Annotated in this window: 21 protein-coding genes and 1 pseudogene; 14 read left to right on the plus strand and 8 right to left on the minus strand. The window is 62.1% G+C overall.

The window, feature by feature from the left end; all coding sequences use genetic code 11:
• Window positions 1-30: 30 nt before the first annotated feature.
• The 5 genes from K410_RS0100295 to K410_RS0100315 all read right to left on the minus strand — a co-directional run bounded on the left by K410_RS0100295 (window position 31) and on the right by K410_RS0100315 (window position 5,963).
• Complete coding sequence (locus tag K410_RS0100295; protein WP_028133003.1) at window positions 31-3,201, minus strand: efflux RND transporter permease subunit; 3,171 nt, start codon at window positions 3,199-3,201, stop codon at window positions 31-33.
• Complete coding sequence (locus tag K410_RS0100300; protein ID WP_028133004.1) at window positions 3,198-4,628, minus strand: efflux RND transporter periplasmic adaptor subunit; 1,431 nt, start codon at window positions 4,626-4,628, stop codon at window positions 3,198-3,200. The genes K410_RS0100295 and K410_RS0100300 overlap by 4 nt, the downstream gene beginning before the upstream one ends.
• Window positions 4,629-4,714: 86 nt before the next feature.
• The gene (locus tag K410_RS0100305; protein ID WP_028133005.1) at window positions 4,715-5,107 is read right to left on the minus strand and encodes a FixH family protein; all 393 of its coding nucleotides are present in this window, start codon (window positions 5,105-5,107) and stop codon (window positions 4,715-4,717) included.
• A gap of 92 nt (window positions 5,108-5,199) precedes the next feature.
• The gene (locus K410_RS0100310; protein ID WP_028133006.1) at window positions 5,200-5,565 is read right to left on the minus strand and encodes a hypothetical protein; all 366 of its coding nucleotides are present in this window, start codon (window positions 5,563-5,565) and stop codon (window positions 5,200-5,202) included.
• Window positions 5,566-5,687: 122 nt separating this feature from the next.
• Entirely contained in the window at window positions 5,688-5,963 is a 276-nt protein-coding gene (locus K410_RS0100315; RefSeq protein WP_028133007.1) for a metal-sensitive transcriptional regulator, read from the minus strand.
• A gap of 48 nt (window positions 5,964-6,011) precedes the next feature.
• Here K410_RS0100315 and K410_RS0100320 point away from each other — a divergent pair, with 48 nt between their 5' ends.
• Window positions 6,012-8,423 (plus strand): heavy metal translocating P-type ATPase, encoded by a 2,412-nt coding sequence (locus K410_RS0100320; RefSeq protein ID WP_028133008.1) that lies wholly within the window; start codon window positions 6,012-6,014, stop codon window positions 8,421-8,423.
• Between the two features lie 4 nt (window positions 8,424-8,427).
• Here the strand turns inward: K410_RS0100320 and K410_RS0100325 are convergent, their stop codons facing one another.
• Entirely contained in the window at window positions 8,428-9,723 is a 1,296-nt protein-coding gene (locus tag K410_RS0100325; protein WP_210164224.1) for a type II restriction enzyme NmeDI-related protein, read from the minus strand.
• 151 nt (window positions 9,724-9,874) lie between these two features.
• On the opposite strand from K410_RS0100325, the pseudogene K410_RS0100330 reads away from it, so the two are divergent.
• Window positions 9,875-11,703: pseudogene (locus K410_RS0100330) on the plus strand (multicopper oxidase domain-containing protein).
• A 358-nt stretch (window positions 11,704-12,061) separates the two neighbouring features.
• Window positions 12,062-12,373 (plus strand): amidohydrolase family protein, encoded by a 312-nt coding sequence (locus tag K410_RS41470; protein WP_080672073.1) that lies wholly within the window; start codon window positions 12,062-12,064, stop codon window positions 12,371-12,373.
• Between the two features lie 336 nt (window positions 12,374-12,709).
• Here K410_RS41470 and K410_RS36215 read toward each other — a convergent pair whose 3' ends face one another.
• On the minus strand, window positions 12,710-12,937 hold the full coding sequence (locus K410_RS36215; RefSeq protein ID WP_049819883.1) for a hypothetical protein: 228 nt from the start codon (window positions 12,935-12,937) through the stop codon (window positions 12,710-12,712).
• A 274-nt stretch (window positions 12,938-13,211) separates the two neighbouring features.
• On the opposite strand from K410_RS36215, the gene K410_RS0100345 reads away from it, so the two are divergent.
• The 6 genes from K410_RS0100345 (at window position 13,212) to K410_RS0100370 (ending at window position 18,717) form a co-directional block, all read left to right on the plus strand.
• Window positions 13,212-13,868: a hypothetical protein gene (locus K410_RS0100345; protein WP_028133010.1), complete on the plus strand. Its 657-nt coding sequence runs from the start codon at window positions 13,212-13,214 to the stop codon at window positions 13,866-13,868.
• Complete coding sequence (locus tag K410_RS0100350; protein ID WP_028133011.1) at window positions 13,865-14,401, plus strand: hypothetical protein; 537 nt, start codon at window positions 13,865-13,867, stop codon at window positions 14,399-14,401. Before K410_RS0100345 ends, K410_RS0100350 begins: the two co-directional genes overlap by 4 nt.
• A complete protein-coding gene (locus K410_RS36220) occupies window positions 14,394-14,927 on the plus strand; it encodes a hypothetical protein (protein ID WP_049819836.1) in 534 nt (177 codons plus the stop codon). Before K410_RS0100350 ends, K410_RS36220 begins: the two co-directional genes overlap by 8 nt.
• Before the next feature lie 114 nt (window positions 14,928-15,041).
• The gene (locus K410_RS0100360) at window positions 15,042-15,638 is read left to right on the plus strand and encodes a hypothetical protein (protein ID WP_245269295.1); all 597 of its coding nucleotides are present in this window, start codon (window positions 15,042-15,044) and stop codon (window positions 15,636-15,638) included.
• The gene (locus K410_RS36225) at window positions 15,635-17,554 is read left to right on the plus strand and encodes an AAA family ATPase (RefSeq protein ID WP_049819837.1); all 1,920 of its coding nucleotides are present in this window, start codon (window positions 15,635-15,637) and stop codon (window positions 17,552-17,554) included. The genes K410_RS0100360 and K410_RS36225 overlap by 4 nt, the downstream gene beginning before the upstream one ends.
• A 299-nt stretch (window positions 17,555-17,853) precedes the next feature.
• On the plus strand, window positions 17,854-18,717 hold the full coding sequence (locus tag K410_RS0100370; protein WP_028133013.1) for a tyrosine-type recombinase/integrase: 864 nt from the start codon (window positions 17,854-17,856) through the stop codon (window positions 18,715-18,717).
• A gap of 52 nt (window positions 18,718-18,769) precedes the next feature.
• Here K410_RS0100370 and K410_RS39145 read toward each other — a convergent pair whose 3' ends face one another.
• Window positions 18,770-19,030: a hypothetical protein gene (locus K410_RS39145; protein ID WP_155253159.1), complete on the minus strand. Its 261-nt coding sequence runs from the start codon at window positions 19,028-19,030 to the stop codon at window positions 18,770-18,772.
• Window positions 19,031-19,138: 108 nt separating this feature from the next.
• On the opposite strand from K410_RS39145, the gene K410_RS0100380 reads away from it, so the two are divergent.
• The 5 genes from K410_RS0100380 to istB all read left to right on the plus strand — a co-directional run bounded on the left by K410_RS0100380 (window position 19,139) and on the right by istB (window position 25,121).
• On the plus strand, window positions 19,139-19,441 hold the full coding sequence (locus K410_RS0100380; RefSeq protein WP_155253160.1) for a hypothetical protein: 303 nt from the start codon (window positions 19,139-19,141) through the stop codon (window positions 19,439-19,441).
• A 58-nt stretch (window positions 19,442-19,499) separates the two neighbouring features.
• The gene (locus K410_RS0100385) at window positions 19,500-20,228 is read left to right on the plus strand and encodes a hypothetical protein (RefSeq protein ID WP_155253161.1); all 729 of its coding nucleotides are present in this window, start codon (window positions 19,500-19,502) and stop codon (window positions 20,226-20,228) included.
• Entirely contained in the window at window positions 20,228-22,576 is a 2,349-nt protein-coding gene (locus tag K410_RS0100390; protein ID WP_028133016.1) for an integrase catalytic domain-containing protein, read from the plus strand. Before K410_RS0100385 ends, K410_RS0100390 begins: the two co-directional genes overlap by 1 nt.
• 66 nt (window positions 22,577-22,642) lie before the next feature.
• Window positions 22,643-24,376 carry an IS21 family transposase gene (gene istA / locus K410_RS36230; protein ID WP_155253162.1) on the plus strand — a complete coding sequence of 578 codons (1,734 nt, stop codon included), beginning with the start codon at window positions 22,643-22,645 and terminating at the stop codon, window positions 24,374-24,376.
• Complete coding sequence (istB, locus tag K410_RS0100400; RefSeq protein ID WP_028133017.1) at window positions 24,354-25,121, plus strand: IS21-like element IS1631 family helper ATPase IstB; 768 nt, start codon at window positions 24,354-24,356, stop codon at window positions 25,119-25,121. The genes istA and istB overlap by 23 nt, the downstream gene beginning before the upstream one ends.
• Window positions 25,122-25,308: the final 187 nt, after the last annotated feature.

Here is a 25,308-nt window from a genome sequence, read left to right on the forward strand (position 1 = left end):
TCGCGATGCCGTTCTGTCCAAATTCCCGATTCACGCAGCCCTTGGCACATCCTGCGGGTCGTCAGTAGCAAGCCCGGTCGTTGCGTCGCCCTCCGGAAGCCCGCGTCCCTTCACCAGGCCGAAGATCGCCGGAATCACGATCAACGTCAGCAACGTGGAGGACGTCATCCCGCCGATCATCGGCACGGCAATGCGCTGCATGATCTCCGATCCCGTTCCCGTGCTCCACATGATGGGCAGTAGTCCCGCCATGATTGCCACTACGGTCATCATCTTGGGGCGGACGCGCTCGACCGCCCCCTCCATGATGGCAGCATGGACATCACGTCGGCTGAAGGCTCGGCCCTCCGCGCTGCGCCTGGCCTTCATCTCGGCCAGTGCATGATCCAGATAGATCAGCATCACCACGCCCGTCTCTGCGGCGACTCCCGCCAGTGCGATGAACCCGACGGCGACGGCGACGGAGAGATTGAAGCCGAGCCACCACATCATCCAGATTCCGCCCACCAGCGCGAACGGCAGCGAGAGCATCACGATCAGGGTTTCAGTCAATGCCTTGAAGTTCAAATATAGCAGCAGGAAGATGATCGTGAGCGTCACCGGAACCACGATCCTTAAACGGGCAGCCGCGCGCTGCATGTATTCGTATTGACCGCTCCAGACCACATAATAGCCGGCTGGGAATTGGATACTGTCGGTGACGGCGCGCTGCGCGTCCGTCACGTAGCTTCCGATGTCGCGATCCCGAATGTCCACGTAGATGTAGGTCGCAAGCTGCCCGTTCTCCGTCCGGATCGACGTCGGCCCGCGGGCCGGTTCGACTTTGGCGACTTCGCCCAGCGGCACGGCGCCGCCCGCCGGCATCGGAACCAGGATGTCATTGGCAATGGCCTTCGGATTGTCGCGGAGATCGCGCGGGTAGCGCATGTTCACCGTGAAGCGCTGCCTGCCCTCCACCGTGGTGGTGACGGTCTGACCTCCCAACGCGGCCGCGATGGTGTCCTGCAAGTCTTGGATCAGGATCCCGTAGCGAGCCAGCGCCTCGCGATCCGGAACGATCTCCAGATAGTAACCGCCGATGCCCCGCTCGGCGTACGCCGACGAAGTGCCGGGCACGGCTTTGATCACGCGTTCGATCTGTTTGGCGAGCCGATCGATCTCGACCAGGTCGGTGCCCATCACCTTGACTCCGATCGGAGTGCGGATGCCTGTCGACAGCATGTCGATGCGCGCCTTGATCGGCATGGTCCAGGCGTTGGAGACGCCCGGGAATTGCAATGCCTTGTCCATTTCCGCAATCAGGCCGTCGACGGTCATCCCGGGCCGCCACTGTTCCTTTGGTTTGAGATTCACGACCGTTTCGAACATCTCGGTCGGCGCCGGGTCCGTCGCTGTGGCCGCCCTTCCCGCCTTGCCGTAGACGGACGCGACTTCCGGGAACGACTTTATGATCCGATCCTGCATCTGCATCAGTTCGGCGGCCTTCGTGACCGAGATTCCCGGCAGCGTGGTAGGCATGTAAAGAAGGGTCCCCTCGTTGAGCGACGGCATGAACTCGGTACCGAGCTGTCGCGCGGGCCAGACCGAAGCTGCAAGGACTCCCACCGAAGCGAGGATGACCAGCGTCTTGGCTCGCAGGACGCCCTTGATTACCGGCCGGTAGATCCAAATCAGGAAGCGGTTGATGACATTTCTGCTCTCGGGGACGATCCGGCCGCGCACGAAGATCACCATGAGAGCCGGCACCAAGGTGACGGATAGCAGAGCCGCGGCCGCCATCGAGAAGGTCTTTGTGAATGCCAGCGGACTGAACAGCCGTCCCTCCTGCGATTCCAGCGTGAAGATCGGCATGAAAGACACCGTGATGATCAGCAGGCTAAAGAACAGCGCCGGCCCGACTTCGGAGGCAGCGTCGATCAAAATCTGAACCCGTGACTGATCCGGCTTCGCACGTTCGAGGTGCTTGTGAGCGTTTTCTATCATGACGATCGCGGCGTCCACCATGGCTCCGATCGCTATCGCGATGCCGCCGAGACTCATGATGTTTGAGCCCAACCCCAGCAGCATCATGGCGCCGAACGCCATTAAAACGCCGACCGGCAGCATAAGGATCGCGACCAATGCGCTGCGGACGTGCAGCAGGAACACGATGCAGACCAGCGCGACGACGATGCTCTCCTCGAAGAGCGTGTGCTTGAGGGTATCGATAGCGGCGAAGATAAGGTTGGACCGATCGTAGACCGGCACGATCTCGACCGAATTCGGCAGGCTGCTCGCGATCTCCTTGAACCGCTTCTTGACGTTCTCGATGACGTCCAGAGCGTTGACGCCGAAGCGCTGCAGCACGATACCGCTCGCGACCTCTCCCTCGCCGTTCAGCTCGGCGATACCACGCCGCTCGTCCGGCCCAAGCTCGACGTTGGCGACGTCCCGGAGCAGCACCGGGGTGCCTCCGGAGGTCTTCAGCACGATGTTGCCGAGATCGTTGATGTTCTTGACGTAGCCCTTGCCGCGGATGACGTACTCGAACTCGGACAGTTCGACAGTGCGGCCTCCGACGTCGGCGTTACTGGCGCGGATGGCCTCTCGGACCTTTTGCATGCTGATGCCACGGTCCCGCATCCGCTGCGGATCGAGCACGACGTTGTACTGTTTGACGAACCCGCCGATGCTGGCGACCTCGGCGACGCCCTCGGCCTTGGCCAGTGCGAACTTGAGGTTCCAATCCTGGATCGTGCGGGTGTCCGCGAGATTCAATTCCTTGGACATGACGGCGTACTGGTAGACCCAGCCGACCCCCGTGGCGTCAGGACCGATGGTCGGAGTGATACCTGCGGGCAATCTCGACGTCGCGCTGTTCAGAAACTCCATCACGCGCGATCGCGCCCAGTAGATGTCGGTGCCGTCCTCGAAGATCACGTAGACGAACGATACCCCGAAGAACGAAAAGCCGCGCACGACCTTCGATTTCGGTACCGTCAGCATCGCCGTCGTCAACGGATAGGTGACCTGGTCCTCGATTACCTGCGGCGCTTGGCCGGGATACTCGGTGTAGACGATGACCTGCGTGTCAGAGAGGTCCGGAATCGCATCCAGTGGAAGGTGGACGAGCGCGTATAGTCCGGCCGCGGCCGCGAAGCCGGTGCCGAACAGTACAAGCAGCAGGTTGCGGGCGGACCAGGCGATGATGCGGGTGATCATTTGTGCTCTCCCATTGCGTGGTCGCCGGCGGCACTGGGATCTTGTGGCGCAGCTTCTGCGAACCCCTTAAGCGCCGCTTTCAGGTTGCTTTCCGCATCGATCAGGAAGTTGGCCGAGGTAACCACCGCCTCGCCGTCGGCAAGGCCGTTCCGCACCTCGATGTAGCCGCCGCCGCGGCGGCCGAGCTGCACCTCCCTCGGCTCGAAGCGCCCTTCTCCCTTGTCAACCAGAACCGCCTGCCGGCTGCCGGTGTCGAGCACCGAGCTGTCCGGCACGGCCAGAACTGGCGCGGCATCCGCGGTGTCGATCGTGGCATCGACATACATATCGGGCAGCAGCGCGAAGTCCGGGTTGGTGAGTTCGATCCGGACGCGTGCGGTCCGCGTGTCGCGGTTCACCTGCGGGTAGATGACCGAGATCTTTCCGGCGAAGCTCCGCCCGGGGAAACTCCGGGCGCGGACCTCGACCGGCTGACCGACCGCGATGTTCCCGAGATCGCGTTCGGCCACGTCGACCAGGGCCCAGACCACCGAGATGTCGGCGATCCGGAACAGCACGTCGCCTGGGTTGGCCCGCATACCCTCGATGGCGTTGCGCTCGAGCACGATGCCGTCCCGCGGAGCCAACCACTGCACGTTGACGGGCGCGACGTGAGATTTCTCTATCTCGGCGATGAATTGGTCGGGCACATCAAGGTTCGTAAGTCGCTGGCGCGACCCACGGCCATACACTTCGACGCCCCCTACCGTCTTGGAAGTGACCGTCGCAAAGTATTCCGCGGCCGCGGAAGCCACCGCCGAACTGTAGATCTGCATCAGCGGCTGGCCCGCCCGGACGCGCGTTCCGGTGGTCACGTCCGCGACCTTCTGGAGGAAGCTTTCGGCTCGCATGGCGATTACGGACACCCGACGCTCGTCCAGCTGGATCGTACCGGGCACCTTCACCGAGACTCGGATCGCGCGCCGCTCGACCGGCTCCGACTTGACGCCGGTGCGCTGAATCTTGCCGGGCGACAGCTTCACGGACCCGTCGTCGGCGTCATCGCCTTCGTAAACGGGGACGTAGTCCATCCCCATCGGATCCTTCTTCGGCACGGCCGAGGTGTCCGGGAGACCCATCGGATTACGATAGTAGAGGATCCTGCGGGAAGAATTCGCCTGCTGCCTTGGCTTTGCCGGCTCGTCGACCGTCTGGCCGTCATCGTAGACGGGCAGATAATCCCGTCCGTGGTCGTCCTTTTTCGGTCCGGCAGACCAAAACGGCTCTCCGCCCGGATCACGATAGAAGAGCGGCGTTCGGTCTGCCGCTGCGGCAACCGCAGCCATGTCGGTACGGACGGGCCAGCGCCCATCGTTCAAGTACCAGTAGGCCCCCAAGCTCAAGCCGCCGCCCACCGCGAGAGTAGTCAGAAAACGAAAGGTATTCATGGCGTGTTGTCCTCGCGCGCAGCAGCGCGCATCCGAACGACTGAAAAACGGGATGTCGGGCGCCGGCGAGCGGCACCCGATGGGTGCTACTTGATCGCCTTGACGATCAGCTTGCCGGTGACGGTCTCCGCCTCACCCTGAACCTTCGCCGAGAGCGTGACCTGGTAGCGGCCGGCCATCGGCAGATCGGTCTTGAAAGCGTAGACGCCGGGCTCCTTTGACGGCAGCGGCTCGACCGGCGATTCCATTTCGGCCATCCCGTCCGGAGCCATGTCGACCCGTGTCCTGAAGATCACGGCGTCCGATACCGGCTTGCCGGTCTGCTTGTTGGTCAAGCGAACGGCGAGCGTGACATCGTCGCCCTTCTTCATCTCCGGATTGACGGGTTCGAAGGCGTAGTCGCCGGCGCCCGCCATGGCGGCCGACGCGGCGAGCGAAATCGTGGCGGCCAAAGCCGCGGTGCTGAACTTGGAAAGCATTGTCCTGTCCTCATGATGTGATCTCGGTCGTGGCGCTAGGAGCGCGCACGTCAGTCGTCGCAGGCTGCTGCGCGACGTCGGGCTTTGTGAGATCAGATTCGAGGAGGTCGAAAAGGAGGATTGCCTGCCTGGACCGTGACGATCTGGTCCGCCGGGATGGCTGCTTTACGTTCCGCGGCAGGGTCGAAACGGAACGCGATGCTTCGCACGTCTCCAAGCGCGGTCAGGCTGCCTACGCAGCAAAATCCCGAACCGCACTTGTGGTGTTCGCTGTGGATGGGCGTGCCTGTCGTGTCGTCCGGGCAGCAATCCATCGACATGTCGGCCGACGCTTCCATTTGCATCGTGGAAGTGCTGTCCGACGCGGTCATAGCCAAGCCCGTCGCGGACGCGCCGAGCGGCGCCAGCGCCAAGGAGGCGGCAATCGCGAATGCCAGAATCGTTCGGACGAACCGCATCGTTGTTACTTGCTCGCCATCACTTCCTTAGCCGGACAACACCTTATCAGCCCGGAGGATACCATAGCCCAGGGACATGCAGAATCTTTGATCCAGCTCAATCATTGGTGATCCCATCGGCGCTACCTGTTCGCTCGGCCCACGACGTCCATCAGCTCGGCGATCTTTCGCCTTTGATCCGCCTTGTCGCCGCTGCGGATCGCATGTTCCACGCAATGGGACACGTGATCCCGCAGGATCTCTTCCTCGACGCGGCGAAGCGCCGCCCTGACCGCCGAGATCTGGGTGACGATGTCGATGCAATACCGATCCTCTCCGACCATCTTCGCCAGGCCGCGAACCTGACCTTCGATGCGGTTCAAACGTTTCTGGCACGTAGCCTTGATGTCGTTTCTCATGCCACGTATATACCCCCCTAGGGTACATTCCGCAAGATGGAGCTGACGATGGCTCGGCCAGACACGCCGAATTCCGAGAAGACCGACAAGAACTGCTGCGGACACTGCCAGTCCACCGCATCGGCTTCCGAGCACCATGCTCACCACCATCATCATGGTGGCGCGCAGGGGACCACGGTGGATCCCGTTTGCGGAATGGAGGTGGACCCGGACACGGCTCGTCACAAGGCCGAGCACGGAGGTCGGAGCTTCTACTTCTGTTCGGACCGTTGCAGGACGAAGTTCGCGGAAGATCCGGCGAAATATCTACACGGAGAGATGAAGAAAACGCAGGCTGACGTGCCCGAAGGCACGATCTACACCTGCCCGATGCATCCGCAGGTCCGCCAGGTTGGACCAGGCAATTGCCCCATCTGCGGCATGGCGCTCGAACCCGAGCTCGCCACCGCGGACGCGGGGCCCAATCCCGAGCTGGTCGATATGACCCGTCGGTTTTGGGTGGGTCTCGCCCTCTCCGTTCCGGTCGTGGTCCTCGAGATGGGCGCTCACCTCGTCGGTGCTCACGGTTGGATCGACCAGTCGCTTTCCAATTGGATCCAGTTCGTTCTCGCGACGCCGGTCGTCCTATGGGCAGGGTGGCCGTTCTTCGTCCGCGGCTGGCAGTCGGTCGTGACGCGCAATCTGAACATGTTCACGCTGATCGCGATGGGTACGGGAGTCGCCTGGGTCTACAGCGTGGTGGCGACGGTTCTTCCCGCTGCGTTTCCTTCGACGTTCCGGGGTCATGACGGCGCAGTGGCCGTGTATTTCGAAGCGGCCGCGGTCATCACGGTACTGGTGCTTCTCGGGCAGGTGCTCGAGTTGCGCGCGCGAGAAGCCACTTCCGGAGCGATCAAGGCGCTATTGGACCTCGCGCCGAAAACGGCACGCCGCATCCGGGAGAACGGCTCTGACGAGGAAGTCCAGATCGCGGAGCTCCGGCCGGGCGATCGTTTGCGCGTCCGCCCGGGGGAAAAGGTGCCAGTCGACGGCGAGATCGTCGAGGGCCGATCTTCGCTCGACGAGTCGATGGTGACTGGCGAATCCATGCCGGTCAGCAAGGAGGTCGGCGGCAAGGTGATCGCCGGCACGCTCAACCGCTCCGGCGGATTCGTCATGCGGGCCGAAAAGGTCGGCAGCGATACGATGTTGTCTCAGATCGTGCAGATGGTGGCGCAGGCGCAGCGCTCGCGCGCGCCCATCCAGCGTTTGGCGGATCAGGTCGCGGGTTGGTTCGTTCCGGCGGTCATCGTGATCGCTGTCGCGGCTTTCGCCGCTTGGGCCGTCTACGGTCCAGAGCCCCGCCTCGCCTTCGGTCTCGTCGCGGCGGTCAGTGTTCTCATCATCGCCTGCCCGTGCGCGCTCGGCCTGGCGACCCCGATGTCCATCATGGTCGGGGTCGGGCGCGGCGCACAAGCGGGCGTGCTCATCAAGAACGCCGAGGCGCTTGAGCATATGGAGAAGATAGACACTCTTGTCGTCGACAAGACCGGCACTTTGACCGAAGGCAAACCGAAGGTCGTCGCGATCGTACCGGTCAGTGGATATTCGGAGGCGGACGTGCTGCGGCTCGCCGCCAGCGTCGAACGCGCCAGCGAACATCCGCTGGCGGATGCCATCGTCAATGCGGCCAAGGATCGCGGAATTCAGACGGCCGACGTCAAGGACTTCGACTCGCCGGTCGGCAGAGGCGCCCTCGGAACGGTAGAGGGCAAGAAAATCCTCCTCGGCAACGCGACTTTCCTGCGTTCGGAGGGTGTCGATACATCTGCCCTCGAAAGCGAAGCCGAGCGTCAGCGCGGTGAAGGTGCAACCGTCATCAACATGGCCGCCGACGGCAGGCTCGCGGGCATTTTGGCCATCGCCGATCCCGTGAAGCAGTCGACGCCCGAGGCGCTGCGCGACCTGGCCGCCGAGGGCGTGAGGGTCATCATGCTGACGGGCGACAACCGGACCACGGCCGAGGCGGTCGCCCGGAGACTCGGCATTGCGGATGTCGAAGCCGAGGTACTGCCCGATCAGAAGAGTGCGGTCGTCGCAAAGCTGCAGAAGGACGGACGAAGCGTCGCCATGGCGGGCGACGGCGTCAACGACGCGCCGGCTTTGGCGGCGGCCGAAGTGGGCATCGCCATGGGCACGGGAACGGACGTGGCGATGGAGAGCGCGGGCGTCACTCTTCTCAAGGGAGATCTCAACGGCATCGTCCGTGCGCGGCGGTTGTCACGCGCCACCATGAGGAACATCAGGCAGAACCTCTTCTTTGCTTTCGCCTACAACGCCGCAGGTATCCCTATTGCGGCCGGAGTCCTGTATCCGACGCTGGGACTGCTGCTGTCGCCGATCGTCGCTGCGGCCGCGATGGCGCTGTCCTCCGTCAGCGTGGTCGGCAACGCGCTGCGACTGCGGACGACGCGGGTCTGACGGGTCAAAGAAGTCGCGCGATCGCCTGAATGCCTTTCATGCCTGTCCCGAAGCGGGCGATCGCATCCTTGTTCCGCTCCAGCTCGCCATACGGCAGGTAGCGTACCTGCAAGTCAGCGACGCGACTGAACGCCGGCCGACGAAGTTGATTACGCACCTCGTCCTCCCTGCCGTCCGGAGCGACCAGAAACAGTCCGCCCGCGGTATGCAGGTCGCCGCTTAGCGCCAGATCGAGCATGCGGACGATCCCGGAATAAATCGAGGTCGTGTGTTCGACCTCGAAAGCAGCGACCACGCGATCGCTCGCGGCATCCAACCAGAGCACATCGATGAGCCGGATCGATTCTGCGCCCGCGGCATCTTCGATTGATGAGGGCAGACGGTCGATGCAACCGGATGCCAACATGGCGCCATTGTATGAGCGTCCCCGATCGTTCGAAGCGATCCATATCCGATAACCGAGCGCCAGGCCCAGGTCGCGGAGCCAGGCTTGGACTTCCGTATGGGTAAGATCGTTCTCGCGCGCCGCCGCAATGGGAGCTTCGAGCCTTTTTGCGGTCTCGCGCGCCTTCGACAACTCGGATAGCCAAGCGTCTCTTGCTGTCTCGCCATTGCCGACAGGAGGCGCGCTGAAGCGCCCGGTACCGACATCGAACAGAAATCCCGCGATTGCGCCGAGATCGTTGGAGAGAATATCCCGATAAGCGCGGTTCAGCTCCAGGATGCCGCTTCGCATCCCAAGATATTGATCCCATCGGCCGAGCTTCACCTTGGCGCCCGTGATCGCATTGAAGCCGTTCACGATCGCGGTGTTGAATGGCGGCATCAGCGTCGGGTGCAGGAAGTACAGGAGATTGGCGACAGCGGGCCCGAGACCCTTGATCTTCAGTCGATCGATCGTGTCGATTCCTTCGACGAGCTCCTGCTCGGTACTGCAGCAAGAACAGTGATGCAGGAGTTGACCGAAAGCCCGCTGATTTCCGGCATCCTCATAGATGTCCGGGATCCGAAGCTTCGGTTTCCATAGGAAGGCGTGATCGGCTCCTTTGAAGATCTGCCTCTGCTCCGCGATCGACCCCACGATCGTTTCGAGGGAGGAGCCCCTGTACACGTTGCCGAACGTTCCGCCCCCGATCTCCTCGACCACCTGAGCGATGCCGCGCCGAATCGACCTGAAGTTCTTCAGGCGCTCATCCCACAAGAACCACGTGCGATAGGTCGACCCAGGGTCCTGTCGCCATCGCTCGATCAACACGCGCAATAGGTCCGTCGAGCCCGGATACAGCATCGTTTCAATCATGCTTGTCGATCCACATCGCGCATATCCGAGCGCCCGCGACGTTCGCGGGTCAAAAATATTACAGCAAAACCCAACATTTTCTCACTTCGAGTCAGAAAGGAACGAAGACCCTATGCGACGGTTTCGTCACGAACAACGCATTGGAGCAGCCGTGATCGCCCTTCCCTACGATTATTTTCTGCTCGGCTGGTTCGTTATAGCAGTCATCTCGACCGCCTACGTCGCGTACGACCAGTTCGCCGGAAATCCCGAGCCTGCCGTGATGAAATGGGCGTTCGTCCTCATCACGCTCTACATGGGGCCGTTCGGCCTGCTCCTCTACGTACTCGCCGACAAAGAGCCGCGGCCAGGAGAACACGAACGATTCACTTCCCCGCTGTGGAAGCAAGGGTCGGCAGCACAATCCACTGCGTGGCCGGAGACGCGACCGGCATCATCTTTGCCGCAGCGACGACGGCCTTCCTCGGATTGCCGATGTGGATCGATCTGATCGTGGAATATCTGGCGGGATTCTCGTTCGGGCTCTTCATCTTCCAGTCGCTGTTCATGAAGCGGATGATGGGCGGTTCGTACTGGCAGAACGTGAAAATGAGCTTCATGCCGGAATTCATCAGCATGAATGCGATGATGGCGGGAATGGCGCCGACGATGAGCTTCCTGATGATGGGGCGTGATATGCGCGCCATGGATCCCCTCGAACTGACGTTTTGGGGCGTGATGTCCCTTGGCGTGATCGTCGGGTTCATCACGGCCTATCCGTTCAACGTTTGGATGGTACACGCCGGCATCAAGCATGGGCTCATGACCGAACGGTCCGACGCACACGGCGGACATCACGATCGGCACGGTGATGATCATGGGCGCGCCGGGATGAGGAGCCAGGCGACCGTTCCGCAACTGGCCGCTTTGGCGGGGGTGACAGCATTGCTGCTTGTCACCGGAATGGTATGGCCGGGCTTCTACGTGAACCTCACCCTGAGCGCGCACGATGTGGACGGCCCGATCATGCCGCCCGGAATGATCAACACGTTCGACCTGCCGGCCGCTGCCATGCGGGATATGGCAGCGGTGAAGCCGCGACAGGTCGGCTACGAAGCGCCGCCGACGGCGCGCGGCGACCAGGTGCTTCAGCCAAGGCTGGAGAATGGCGTCAAGGTGTTCGATATCGAGGCTTCCGCGATCCGCTGGAATATCTTACCGGACGTTGCGGTTCAGGCTTACGCGTATAACCATCAAATTCCGGGGCCTCGGCTGGAATTGACGGAAGGCGATCACGTCCGGATCAACTTTCACAACGCGCTGCCCGAGAGCACGACGGTGCATTGGCACGGACTAATCGTACCAAATGAGATGGACGGGCCGGCAAAGATCACCCAGCCGCCCGTCCCGCCCGGCGGTTCACACAGCTACGAATACACCGTCGGACAGCACGGCACATACTTCTATCACAGCCACGATCATCCCGACCGTCAGCAGGCACTCGGTCTCTACGGTGCGCTCATTATCCAGCCGGCGGACCCCTCGTCCGAGGTCAAAGCGGACCTTGAATACACGATACAACTTCAGGAGTGGCTGAAGCGCGAATGGCTCACCTATCCCGCGATGCTGATGGAGGGCGCGCTCCCCAACTACTTCACCATCAATGGAAAGGCCTTTCCTGCGACCGACACCGTGCAGATGAGGGTTGGCCAGACGATAAAGTTGCGTTTCATCGGCACCAACAACAACTTCGTCCACCCCATGCATGTGCACGGCGGCCCTTTTGAGATCGTGGCGGTGGATGGCGTCACGCTCGCCGAAAGCGCCCGTTATCAGGCGGACACCGTGAACGTTGGTCCGGGCCAACGGTACGACGTTGTTTGGACCGCTCGCCGGCCGGGGAAGTGGTTGGTCCACTGCCATATCCCTCATCACACGGCCAACAACAACGTCGAGCAGGGCGGTGGGGGTGGGCTGATGTTGGTCTTAAACGTTCAGTGATTCCGCGTGAGGTCAGCGGCGGAAGGACGTTGCCGGTTCGCGACTCTCGTCGAACTCATCCACCACTGGCGCAGCGACCCAATCATCGCGCCATCTACCGCGATGGCAGAGGCGCTGCAGCCGATGTCGCCTGTCGGGGACGGCAGCCCACTCGGCGCGAGCAGCACTATCGGCTTCGCACCGTCCGGCCGGAGCATGATCACGCCGATATTGGCCGCCTGATGTTGGCGAAGGCTGCGACGGCTGTCTCGGCTCGCTCCCGGTCGCTATCCTCGGAAAAAACCAGGAAATAGCGGCGGAAGAAATGTGGCGGCCAGGGCAGCGCAGTTGAGGCGTTCGGCAAACGGCGCAAAGCGCATTGCGTGACGAGCAATGTTTTGCCGATCTCGATGAGATTCTCGCCCAGGCGCGACTTCCGAACGTCGCTGTCAAGGCAAGCTCGCTGCCTTGCTCTACCGACGACTCCTATCCGTTTCGCCGGCTAATGCCCTATCCGCAACGCACCTTCGACGCCTTCGGTACGGACCGCATCATGTGGGGCTCCGATCTTACCCGTCGACCGTGCACCTATCTTGAATGTCTTGATCATATGCGGTTCGGGCTTCCCTTCCTGACGCACGCCGATCGCGCTCGCGTACTCGGTGGCACCGCGGCGAGACTACTACGCTAACCGGAACGGCAGTGCTAGATATCCGTGAAAGGCCCCCTGCGGCGCATCAGATCATCGGCGCGGCGGACTATAGGTCGGATCCGGCATCCTTCTTAGGCCCTGCAGCGGCGGGCGGCGCAAGGCAATCACGACGTCCGAAGACGACCTGATACCCAGGCTCGCCCCGGAACGCCGCTGAGACCCCAGTTTCCGCCGACGAAAGAGGCCTCGCTGCGGCTGGTGGCTCCCCTACCTGACCGGTCCCTATATCTTCCAGTCAGGACGGACAAGCCGGCAGAGCCGGATTCGACGTAGCGGTCCGCATTGAAGCGAATGGGCCCGGTCATGACCGCAGGATCATTTGTTGCCATCAGCAATCTCGGCGGCCGCCCGCCTGATCTCGCTCTGGCGCTTTTCCAGCCATTCCGCAATGGCGGTCTCCGCAAGCTCGTACGCCGGCTGCCCCATCGCCAGTGCGGCGAGCTTGAGCTGACGGATGAGAGTCGGCCGGAGGTAGACAAGGAGTTGGCTCCTCTTGTCCGATCGTTTCCGAGCCTTGGACGCTCCCTTCTTCGGTGCGCGCACGATCCTCTCCTTCGACGTTAGATAGCTGACTATCTGATACACTCTCTAACATTGTGCCACTTTGGGCGAAAGCCCGGATTTTCCGCTATTTGAAGATATCCACAGGCCATCAGCATTCATAGATAGCTACCCATCCAGTTCTAGATAGCTAACTATCTTGACTCCCTGCACTACACCTGCTCTCTATCTGCCCACGCAAGGACGAAGCCTGGTGACCCCATGCGAACACGTCGCCTTTGCGAGACTTCGCCTTCCGAACAGGTCGGAGACATTGGTGGCGCATTCAAAGTCCCAAGCTCGATATCGGGCGATCGATCTCCTTTCGGCGAGCGGCCGAGCCAAGATCGGTTCCGGCCGCGCCACGAATCTTCACAGACTCGCTGTCCAGCTGACGCTCGATCCGGATGTGCTCTCATTAGAGCTTGTGGAGTCGTTGTCGGTCGCAGGCCGGGATGTCGAGATCGGGATGTTGGTCGCGCAATTCAAGCAGACAGCGGTCGCATACGACATCGTGGACGAGCGCGAGTACCGCGATCTCGATTCCGAGGGAATGCTGCTGATCGCGCTCGACCTGCATCGCATCGCTCGGGTGGAGGTCGACGCGGATACTATCCAGGCGGAGCCTCGCGCAACCAACAGCGACCGCATCTGGGGTCACCGCGGACTGGATGTCGGTCGTAGCCTGCGCGCCGATATCGAGACTGCCCTGAGCTACCAGCGCATGTCGATCAAGGAATTGGGCAGTGCGATCGGCTTGAACAATGCGTTCCCCGTCGTGTGCTCGCTGATGTGCAGGCGCGCTCTCGTCTCCGACCTTTCCATGAAATTCGGGCCCGATGCCTTGATCGCGTTGCGCGGCCAGTGCTTTGCGGCAGCAGAGAACAGGCCGACGGAATTCGTGAAGCCGCCAGTTGCAGGAGCCAAGAGATGACATGGCAAGACGACCTCATCCGGAGATATCCGAATCTGTTCGTGCGATCCTTTCGCGGCGTGCCGTTCGCACCCGGCTATCCAAGGTGTCACGATGGCTGGCAGAACGTCGTGGCGCGGCTCGCCGAGCGCGTGGCCGCCGTGTCGGGCGATGGCACCGTCTACTTCACGCACATGGTTGCTGAGCACGGAGCTCTCCGCGTCCACTGGACCAGCCGTTCGGAGCTCCCGCAGCGGTCGGCGCTCAAGGTCGAAGAAGCCGTTGCTCTCGCGGAGGCCCGATCGCTTTCGACATGCGCCGAGTGCGGCGCCCAGGGTCGCCTGTTCGCGAGCGCGTTCCGTATCTTCCCGGCCTGCAAGGGCCACCAGCAGGGTACTGCCGTTCCGGTCATTTCGGGATTCCACGATGTCTTTCTGCGCCGGGGCATCGTGAGACGGCGCTCCACTCTCGAACGCGTCCGATACGACTGGGCGTCGGACGCGTTCGTGCACGCGCCGGCGGAGAACATCGCGAAGGAGAAGCGCCATGGCTGACCGCAGTCGGGACTGGCGCGCCGATCTGGTAACGACCTACGCCGACCTCTTTCAGCCGGTCGGCGATCCCCCGCGCGCCCAGGGCTGGCCGTCGGTCGACGACGGCTGGGAAGACTTGCTGGCACGTGCGTGCGGGCGGATCCGAGCCGCGGTGCTGGCGGACGGCGGCTCTTTCCATACGATCCAAGTCAAGGAGAAGTTCGGAACGTTGCGTTTCTATTGGGAGGGCGACCTCTCTCCCGAGACCGCCGCCAAGGTCGAGGAGGCTGTCGATCTCGCCGAGGCCCGGAGCGCTGTCACCTGCGAGGTCTGCGGCGGACCCGGCAGGCTGCACGGCGGCCGCTGGGTGACGACCCGCTGCGGGGCCCACGCGGAGGGCCGTCGACCGGTCCGGGTTCAGCCTGGTGACGACACTTACGTCTTCGAGCGCGTCGTGGGAAAGCGTCGGAGTATCCTGCATGGCCGATACGACCGCGAGAGCGACACGTTCGTCGACGTCGCTCCGTTCGGCACCGAGGAGACGTGAAGATGGGAGCCATCGATTGGCAGCGCGGGTTGCGGCTTCCGCGCCTTTTCCGTGCCCTGGCGGAAGAACCCAGCCACTCATTCGGTTATCCGCACGGCGAAAGTGGGTGAACTCATGCGCATCGAAAGGATGAGTGGCGGCTTCGACCGCAAGGGTCAGTTCGTGTCGGCAAAATGCGGCCGAGCGATACCAGTGCGGCATCATCTTATGCGGGACGCGCTGGTACAGGCCTCGCTCGACCCCACTGTTAGATCGATCGAGTATCTGTCGGAGGATCAGATCGCCACCGCGCTGACGAAGATAGATGCCGTCGTCATCCAGCGCGACGACGGTCGTTATCATTTGGATGTCGTCGAAGCCAGGCCACGCCGCTCCACGGCGCAGCGCCTACTCGTCGCGCAGAGCCTTCTCGATCTGGGTCTTCGCCCTTTGGTCCGGACGGAGTCCGAGATCCTCAACGAGCCCGGCTGCACGAACGCGAGGATGGTCTGGAAACACGCAGACCACTCGGTCGAAATCGGCCTGCGCCTGCAGATCCTCGGCGCCCTGACGGACGAAGGAGCCATGCCGCTCGCGGATCTCTTGAAAAGCCTGCGGACCGACCGCGATCCGGTGCCGTCGGTGATGGCTCTCGCCTGCATCGATCTCATCGCACTGGACCTTGTATCGGCGCCGCTCGGACCGAGAACTCTGACGAGACTGCGCGAGTGAGCTTTCGGGATCTGCGTCCGATCGAAGTCGACATTCCGGAGAGTGAAATGCCCGGCGACAAAAAACGCCTGCCGACCGACGCTATCCTCGAAGTCGCATTCGAGGAAGCGTTGACGTCGGCGCTGCGGCGCTCCGTCTCCGGCAAGGCGCCGTTAGCGATCATTGTGATCGTGCCCGCTGCGACATGGGTTTCCCCCTGTGAAAGGTTCTGGAAGCGTCGGTACGGCGATCGTTGGCACATCATCGCCAGGGACGGGTCTTCCCGCTCCGAACACAAGGGGACGGTCGGAAACTCCAGCGTGTCTGGGGTTCTGGTCGACGGCCGCTCGGTCGTAGGCATCGCCACGTCGTCAGATATCCTCCCCTCGACGCTGATCGCGAGCGCGGACCACACGATCCGTTTGTCCTCGCCAACCGGCGAGGCCCTCCGGCAGGTGCTCGAAAGGCATCTAAGCCGTACCGTCACCGCGGACGTGCCTGCTCTTGTGGGCACCGGCCTGGACATCAACGATTTGGCTGCCGCCTTCCGGCCCGGATCGACCTCCCGCCAGATCGTCACCCGCATGGAGCGAGCCACAAGGCGGCGGATCGGTTCTGAAGGCGACGATCGATTGCCGTCACTCCAGACAGCCATCGAATACGGCGCGGCTCGCCGATTTTTTTTAGACTTGGCTACCGATCTGAAAGACCGTGTTCCTTTCAGCCAATTGAGCCGTTCAGTAGTGCTGTTCGGCGAAACCGGAACCGGTAAGACGACCCTGGCAAAACTGGTGGCGAAGCATATGAATCGCCCCCTCCTCGCTTATTCGGTCGCAGATCTTTTCGCTCGGTCGGATGGAGCGCTCGGCGGGGTCGTGCAGGCGACCAATGCCATGTTCGAAATGATATCTACCCATAGTTGTGTTTTTCTATTGGACGAGCTTGACGCGTTGCCAGACCGATCCACAATTTCTAGTAGAGGCCGTGACTGGTGGTTACCCGTTTTGACCAACTTCATGCTCAGGTTGGACGATGCTTTTTCGCGCGGCGGCAGCGGTCGTGGCGAGGAGACAATTTTCATCGCCTGCACAAATTATCTCGATCGCATCGACTCGGCGCTCTTGCGCCCGGGACGCTACGAAAAGGCCATCGAGGTCCGGCGTCCTGATCTCGCCGGCACGATCAACATTCTCTCCCACTATCTGCCGGAGATCGAGAGCGGCGAGCGTGCCGAGCTCGGACGGCTCCTCGAGGGATCAACGGGCGCCGAACTCATGATGGTGACGCGCGATGCGAGACGGATCGCCCGTCGCGAGGACCGGTCGCTCCGCGCCGATGACGTCCGTGCGGTCGCGCTGCCCGACGAGGCCATTCCACCCGCGCGCTTGCGCCGAATCTGCGTGCACGAGGCCGGGCACGCCGTCGGCATCCTGGTCCTGCGTTGCGCCACCCTGCGCGGCATCGTCGTCCGGACGCGGGATGGCGCCGCCGGACAGACGACGTCAGTCCAGGATGACGGCGATCTTCCGACAAGACGCGACTTCGAGGCCCGCGTCGTGGCTACCTTGTGCGGTCGGGCTGCCGAGCATTTGCTGATTGGAGAAGTTTCCGTTGGCAGCGGTCTTGATGAGGAGAGCGACATGGCGATCGCCACTCGGATGATCGCATCGCTTCATGCGACGGGTTTGGGAGACGATCTCGCTTTTACGTCGGATTACCGTCGCGTTCTCAAGGCCGTTTCGCGGGACAAGACGCTGCGCCGGCGCGTAGAAACCGATCTGGTCCGCCTGCAGAAGCGGGCCGCCCGGCTGGTCCGGGGTAATCAAGACGCCATCGTCGCCGTCGCAAATGCCCTCGCCGAGAAGCGGCACCTGTCCGGCGAGGCGATCCGAATCCTGTTCGAGGACAACCGTCGTCCCGGAACTCAAAATCCCTAGGCAAATGATGGAGGCGTATATGCTTTGCGTAACAGTGGAGATCGGCCCTGGCGGGTTCGAACCAGGCGGGCGTGTCGTAGGTTCGCTCCGGATACCGAACGTTTCCGCTTCTGCGTCGATCTCGAGCTGCGAAATCGACTTGGCGGAGGCCGCCAATCATTTGACCGGCATGCCGGCCCCGGGTCGGCGCCTGCCGCGTCGAGAGGCACGACCGCCATCATTCGGTATGGCCGCTTGCCGAACGCGCTACGGCGGTGGCTCGGGCGCCTGACTTTTGAAGTCTAACTTGGCGAGTTTCCATGGTCACGCAGGAACAGACGCTACCTTTCGTTCCAGACAGCATTTTCTGGCTCGACGCCATTGCCACGGCGGGCTCGGCCCCGTCGACGGTCGACTGTTACGCTCGAGATCTAAGGGATGTCGCCGAGGCCATCGGTAGCATCGACATCTCCGCAGTCGTCGCGATGGACCAGTCGGCAGCCGACCGTGTCGCGGAGCTTTGGAGCGCTGACGGCGCCGCCGCCTCCACCATCTACAGGCGGTTTGCAGGTCTACGAAACTTCGCACGCTTTCTTGCTCAGGAGGGGTCGCACGACTGCTCAAAGCTCTTGAGTTGCCGCCTTCCTCCTTGCGGCAGGGTGCACCGAGAACCGGTCGAGAAAGAATCCATCGAGACTATTCTCTCGACTTGGGACCACGAGGATAGCTGGACGCGCATGCGCGACTCGGCTGCGATCCACGTCGCAGCCACTTCAGCCTTGACGACGGCCGAAATCGTTGGGTTGAACCTTCGCGACTTCAGCCCGATCCTTGCCGCCGTCCTCGTCCGCCAGTCGCATCTCGAGCCTCGACCGGCCACGATCTCGCAAGAAGCGATCGATCGGCTAAACGGATATCTCGATCACGTCCCGTTCGAGCTCGGCGACGACGATCCGCTGTTCGTGACCAAGCGGCGCACCCGGCTTTCGGCGCGCTCGTTTCAACTCGCCTTCCGTCGATCGAGGAGCTTAGCCGGGGTCTCACGTTCGGCCGTCCCGACTTCGCTACGTAACACGATCGGCTTCGATCTCGCGCGATCCGGAGCGGCGCCCGAGGTCGTCGCAGCGGCGCTGGGAATCGGCATCGCGAGTGCGTGGCGATATTTTACGACGAGGGACGCTTAGCGCCTGGGGTGCCGCATACTTCGCGCGCGCGTGCAGCAAACGAAGACAAGAGTCAATAGGCGCAAAATTTGGCGACACTATCAGGACCACTCAGATGATTTTCCGCAAAACGACCGAAAAACCGCATCCGAAATCCACCAGATTCATTTCGATAGGATTCCAAAACGCGCATGTTATTCAATGCGATGCGCCATACCGGCGCGGCAAGGACAACATCATGCACCAGCTTGCGTAGACGCGCGACCGGAGCGGACTCCGATCGCGCGTAGTTAGAAAGGTCTTCGGCGCCCACAAAAGCCAGCCTTAGACCCATGTCCGCCAATATCCGGATTGTCTCCGGTCACCATTCGGCAGAACGACCAAGATATCCTCTTGGCCGACCGAGAATCGCACGTCCGATTCCAAGTCGCAAGAGTCTTTCTTGGTGATCTTTTGCCGGACCGAATCCGTGCAGCGTCAAGCGGCTGCACGTTCCGACTCTCTGGCGAAAAGGTCTTCCATGCCCGTTATCCCTTCGCTCACCCGCAAGACTGAAGCCGAGCGCTTCTTCGCGAAGCTCGAACGGTTCGTAGATGGACACGACGGTCAATTCGGTAGGCCGGCTCGCATCTACACCGATGGGTCGATCGAGTTCATCAGCGTCAGGTACCTGACGGCGTTTCTCGATCATATCGAAGAAACGCGGGCCATGCGTCTTCTCGACGAAGGTCGCGATGCCACGTAATCGTCGAAAGATCGCGCCGGTCTGGGAGCATCTCTGCGACGGCGTCGAGGTCTTCCGTTTGGAAGACAACGAGGCCACGCGGCAGGTGATCACTGGCCGGCGCAATCACGTGGTCGGGGGCCATTTCAGCCGCAAGATGGGGCGTCACTTGATCCATGAAGGAGGGTTCGAGGAACGTCTGGTCAGGGCGGCCGACTGCCTCCTGCGCGTAAAGCGGGTCTGGGCTCAACCGGAGACGATCCGGATGAATCTGTTCGGCGAACATCGGAACGAGATCTACACCCCGGACTACCTGATCGAGGAAGACGGGGCGTTCGTGCGATACCCCGTCAAGGTTGCCCGTTTCGTGCGCTACGAAGTCAAGGGTTGGGAGGAGCTCAGGCCGCCAAGGCCCGCGGATTGGGACGAGGACGGAAGGGCGAGATGGGAGGACGCCAAGCTTCTGCGGGCTCGCCTACGCCGCGTCCGGCTCGCTTACCGGCTCGCTGGCGTGCCTTGGCGCGTGGTCACGGAGCGCGGGCTTGCAAAGCGCTGGGGCGATCCGGATATCGTCGATGAGATCATCGCGAACGATCGTTGGGACATCGAACCGGAGGACCTGAACCGGCTCGTCTCGGCATTGATGGAGGCAGGCGGCTCATTGCCGATGTCTCACTGCGAAACCATCCTGGCCGAGACCATCTTCCCGCGCGGCGTGGTGCTCTCGCGCATCCCGGAAAATATCGTCTCGATCGACACGTTCTCGCCGATCGACGGCGACACGATCGTCCGCAAGGGACACGTCTGATGCTGGATATCGTCACCGAACAACCGCAAACTGCGCTTCCTTATCATGCGACCGAAGGCAACGACATCGAGCCTTCATTGGATTCGATCCTGTTCGACGGTCTCGAGGCCGACCAGGTCGTCCTGATCGACAACGCTGCGCACAGATTCTTGCGCAAGATGCCCGACCAGGGCCCCCACCTCTTCCTGAATGTCGATCGCGGCGAAGTCGCCCGCTATTCGACCACCAGACTCTTCGAGCTGCTCGACGAAGAAAAATACTATCATCCGGGCCGAATGCGGCTGACGTTCGACGTCTCCAAATCATTGGACGAGGCCCGCGCGCTGATCGCGAAGGCCTACGGCACTATCAACCAAGGACCGCGAACCCTCGCGGAGACGAAATACCGGTACATCGCCGCCTTCGTGAACCGGATGCTCATCGCGCCGCCGGGGAAGCCGTTCGATCGAAGCCACCATAACGCCGACCTCATCATCGAGCAGGTCAACGCCGAGATCTTCGCGGAGAACCAGGCCCTCCCCGCCGGCAGGAAGATCTTCCAGCCGAACAATTCGAGCCGCTCCTTGCTGCGCTGGGTGAAGAAGGAGCTGGAAACGCAGATGCAGGAACGCGCCTGCGTGCACCTGAACGCGATCAAAGCCCGGAAGCGCAAGCTGCCGGACGAGATCTTCAGCATCATCGCCCTGGAAATCAGGAAGATGCTCGACATCTCGCCAAAGTTCGGGCCGACCAAGATTCTCATTCGCGTCAACCTCGAGATATCAAAACGGAATGCGCCCCTATTAGACAGGAATAGGGAGACGGAGGCGCGCAACGCCGCGAACGAGGAGCGGATTGCGAACGGAGAGGCCGAGAAGGAGCCGCTCGAAAAACCTCTTCCAGAAGCCAAACTGACGACGGTTCAAACCGAATTTCGTCGCTACAACGCTTGGATCAGGCTGGCGAAAGACAAAGGCAAACAGGCGGCCGACCTCGAGTTCGGCGGCTCGGGCAAGTTCGAGCGGCCGACGCGCATCTTGGACGTCGCCGAAATCGACCACCACAAGTTCGATTTTCTCGGCATTCTCGGACAGACGCCGTTTGGCAAAGCTTGGTCGGCTGCAGCGATTCCCCGCTTTTGGGTCTGCGTCATCTTGGACACCCACTCGGGCTATCCGCTCGGTTTGTTTCCATCCTTCGAGCCGGGCGGCCTCTACCCCGCTCTGATGGCGTTGGACAACGCCATCAGGCCGAAGCATTGGCTCGCGAAGCGATTTCCTCAAATCAGAGGTTCATGGCTCGCTTACGGTAAGCCGAGAAAGATCAGATACGACAACGCGAAAGAGTTCGTTAGCGAGCAGATGCGTAGGGCTCTCGCGCGTGTCCAGATCGGTTTCGAGCATGCCGTCCCGCACCAGCCTGACACGAAACCGTATGTGGAGCGCTGGTTTGGAACCTTGGAATCGGACTTCATCGACTGGCTGAAGGGATCGACCGGATCGAGTCCGCAACATCGGGGCGCCAGACGGCCCAAGCTGGAAGCCATCATCACCATCGACGACTTCATCATGTTGCTGCACATGTGGCTCATCGAGGTCTATGCGCGCCGCAAGCAGCGCGGAATGGACTACGATACCCCCGAGGAACGTTGGCTCGCCGGCGCGACGTCTCCTTCGCATCGACCCCAGGTCATGACCAAGGAGGAAATGGAGCGCTGGGATCTGATCCCGTCACTCGAAGTCGATGCGACTACCGACCGGCACGGCATTCAACGCGACAACATCGTGTACCAGTCCAAGCAACTACAGGCGATGAGGGCTCGATCCGGCTGCTTCGGTCCGAGAGAGCAGGTGCCGACGCCTGTTAGGATCCGCATCCCACTCCTCGACGTCGGCCGCGCTATCGTTGCCGACCCGACCGCCCTTGATCATGGGAACGAGCATCTTCCGAAAGAATTCGATGTGAAATCGACGGATGAGCGGGCTCATGGCCTGAATCGCTTTCAGTGGCAGATGCATCGGAAGTTCATTCTGGCGAAAAAGCACGCCCCGACAGGCCACGCCTCTCACCAGGAAGGATTCAACCATCTGTTCGACACTGCACTGGAGACGATGGGCATGGTGCCCCTGGACCAAGTGCCGCCGAAGACCTCCGATCTTCCGGATGCACGACTTCCGCGCCTGACTGGAGTGCTGGCCTATGGTGCCGAACAACCGGCGCTGGCGCGCACGGAAGAACTGATCGAAAAATTCGGGACTTTCAAGCCGCGCTCCGTCGAGATGACCCACAACCCCCGTGGGTCGGTCAAAATCCCCCGGGTATGGTCACTTGAAACTCCCCCACCTGATGATCGCCGGCAGCGCCGCTGAACAGCGGTAGCCGGTCCGGCAGGACGTTTATTTTCGTCCCCTTTTATCCAGCAAGGGGACTGGGAGTTGAACGTCTTGAAGCCACACCTGCAAAGCACTGTATTTACATTACTCGATCGCAACGCCAGCCAGCGCGAGATCCACAGGCTGACGGGGATCGATCGCAAGACGATCCGGCGTTACCGAGCGCTGCGGGCCGGTGCGGAGGCAAATTCCCCCGGGGAGGTGACCACCGGCTCGGCGAGCGGGGACAGCCAAATTCCCCCACCCCGACCACCGGCTTTTGGGGCATCGGAAGCGACGGTCACCAGCAGCCTAGCCCGTTCGGCTTGCGAAGCGCATCGGACGTGGATCGAAGAACAGGTCCGCCTGAAGCGGAACGCGCAGGCGATTTACCAGGACCTGGTCGATCAATTTGGCTTTCTGTCCAGCTACCAGAGCGTCAAGCGGTTTGTGCCCACGTTACGGCACGCCGATCCCGAGCAGTTTGATCGGCTTGAGTTCCTCCCCGGCGAGGAAGCTCAGGTCGACTATGGCGAGGGGGCGCCGACGGTTGATCCGAAGAGCGGGCGGTACCGTCGTCCGCGCCTGTTCGTGATGACGCTGCGCTACTCGCGGCGTAGCTTCCGGCGGGTGGTCTGGAAGTCGAGCCAGCAAATCTGGGCGCAGCTCCACGAAGAGGCGTTCCGGTATTTTGGCGGGGTGCCGAGCTATGTCGTGCTCGACAATCTGAAGGAAGGCGTCCTCAAGCCGGATTTGTACGAGCCCGAGCTCAACCCGATTTACAGCGCGATGCTGGCTCATTACGCCGTGGTCGCCGATCCCGCGCGGGTAGCCGATCCCAATCGGAAAGGATGCGTCGAGAGTGCGATTCAACATACCCAGGGCACCGCGCTGGCCGGACGGCGCTTCGAGACACTGGAAGCCCAGAACGAGTTCTTGAGGCACTGGGAGGAGAATTGGGCCTCCAAGCGCATCCACGGCAGCACGCGTCGTCAGGTCGAGGCGATGTTCCAGGAGGAGAAGCCACACCTGCGGCCGTTGCCAGTGGCTGCCTTCCGCATCTTCACCGAGGTCGTTCGGACCGTCTGCGACGATACCACCGTGCGTGTTGATAGCAGCTATTACGCCGCGCGGCCTGCACCCATCGGCAGTCAAGTCGTGGTGCGGATCTACGCCTCCACGATAGAGATCCGTGATCGCCACACCCATGCGCTGCTGCGTGTTCATTCCCGGACGACGCACCCCGGTTCTGTCGTCCTGCCGACCAGCGAACGGCCGTTCAATCCGTCGCGGCAAACCGCCGTGCTGCTGGCGAGCGCCGAGCGCATCGGGCCGCAGACCAGGGCGCTGTGCCAGCAAGTGTTCGACACCGAGGGGCGCCCCGGACAACGCGCGATGTGGGGCATTGTCGGGCTGAGCCGGAAATATCCGGCATGGCTGGTCGAGCAAGCCTGCGCGCACGCCATCGGCAACCGCATCTACCGTTACAAGCATGTGCGTGCGACCGTCGAACGGTTGTTCGAACAGGCGATCGCGCAGGTTGGAGCGACGCCACAGCCGGCATCGCCGCTCACCCAGGATCATCCGCTGATCCGCGCCGCCGCCGAATACGGCGACCTCTTCAGCCACGCTGTGCGGCACGATGCCGGCAACAATGGCCGGCAGGCCGAGGCCCACGACAGCCGCGCTCGTGTCGCCTGCGCAACCCCGGCCAGCTCCGGCGCCACGAGCGCTCCCGCTGCGCCTTCTCACCTCAAACTGGAGACCCAGCCACATGATGACCATGCCGGAAATTGAGCGTTGCCTGCGACAGCTGCGCCTGTCAGGCGTCCGAGACACGCTGCAGACGCGCGTGCTGCAGGCGCAGGGCGCCAACCAGCCATTCCTCGAGACCTTCTCCCTGATCCTGCAGGACGAACTGGACCGTCGTCAGTCCCGCCTTATCGAGCGACGATACCGGCAATCCGGACTCGACGAAAAACTGACGCTCGCCGAGTTCGACTGGTCCTTCAATCCCAAATTGCCGCGCCAAACCTGCTTCCAGCTCCACACCCTGGCGTTCATTGCCGCCGGCGAGAACGCGCTGCTCGTCGGCAAACCTGGCACCGGGAAGTCCCACATCGCCAAGGCGATTGCCTATCAGGCGATCCTGCAAAGCCACAAGGTCCAGTATCTTGAGACCGACGACTTCTTCCACCGCTACGCCCTGAACTCCCCGGCGCAGCGCGAGGCCCGCCTGCGAACCATCATCGACTGCGATCTCCTCGTGCTGGACGATCTGTTCCTCGCACGCGCCATCCCTGACGACGCCGGCGCCTTGCTGCAGACCCTGATCCATCAGCGCTACAAACTGCACCGCAGCGTCATCGTCACCTCCAATCGCGTCGTGCAGGATTGGGGGACATACCTGGGGGACAACACCATGAGCACGACGATCCTCGATCGCCTGATGCATCATTGCCATCTGCTTGAGTTCGACGGACGCAGCTATCGGCTCAAAGAGGCCGCTGAAGCTCTTGCCCGCGAAACAATGTCAAACTAACAATCCACTTCTGTCCTGCCTTGGGGGTGGAGGAGTTTGACTGACCGCACCCGGAGGAATTTGAAGTGACCCGCGGGGCAACGGCACGCCGGTTGCGCCGCTTCCGCCGTCCATCGTCAACGGAGAGACCGCTGCCGTAACGCCCTCGCCGTCGACGCAGCCGCGAAAGAAGCTGAGGTTTCCGGTC

This window comes from Bradyrhizobium sp. 22 (genome assembly GCF_000482425.1).
Taxonomy (GTDB): domain Bacteria; phylum Pseudomonadota; class Alphaproteobacteria; order Rhizobiales; family Xanthobacteraceae; genus Bradyrhizobium; species Bradyrhizobium japonicum_B.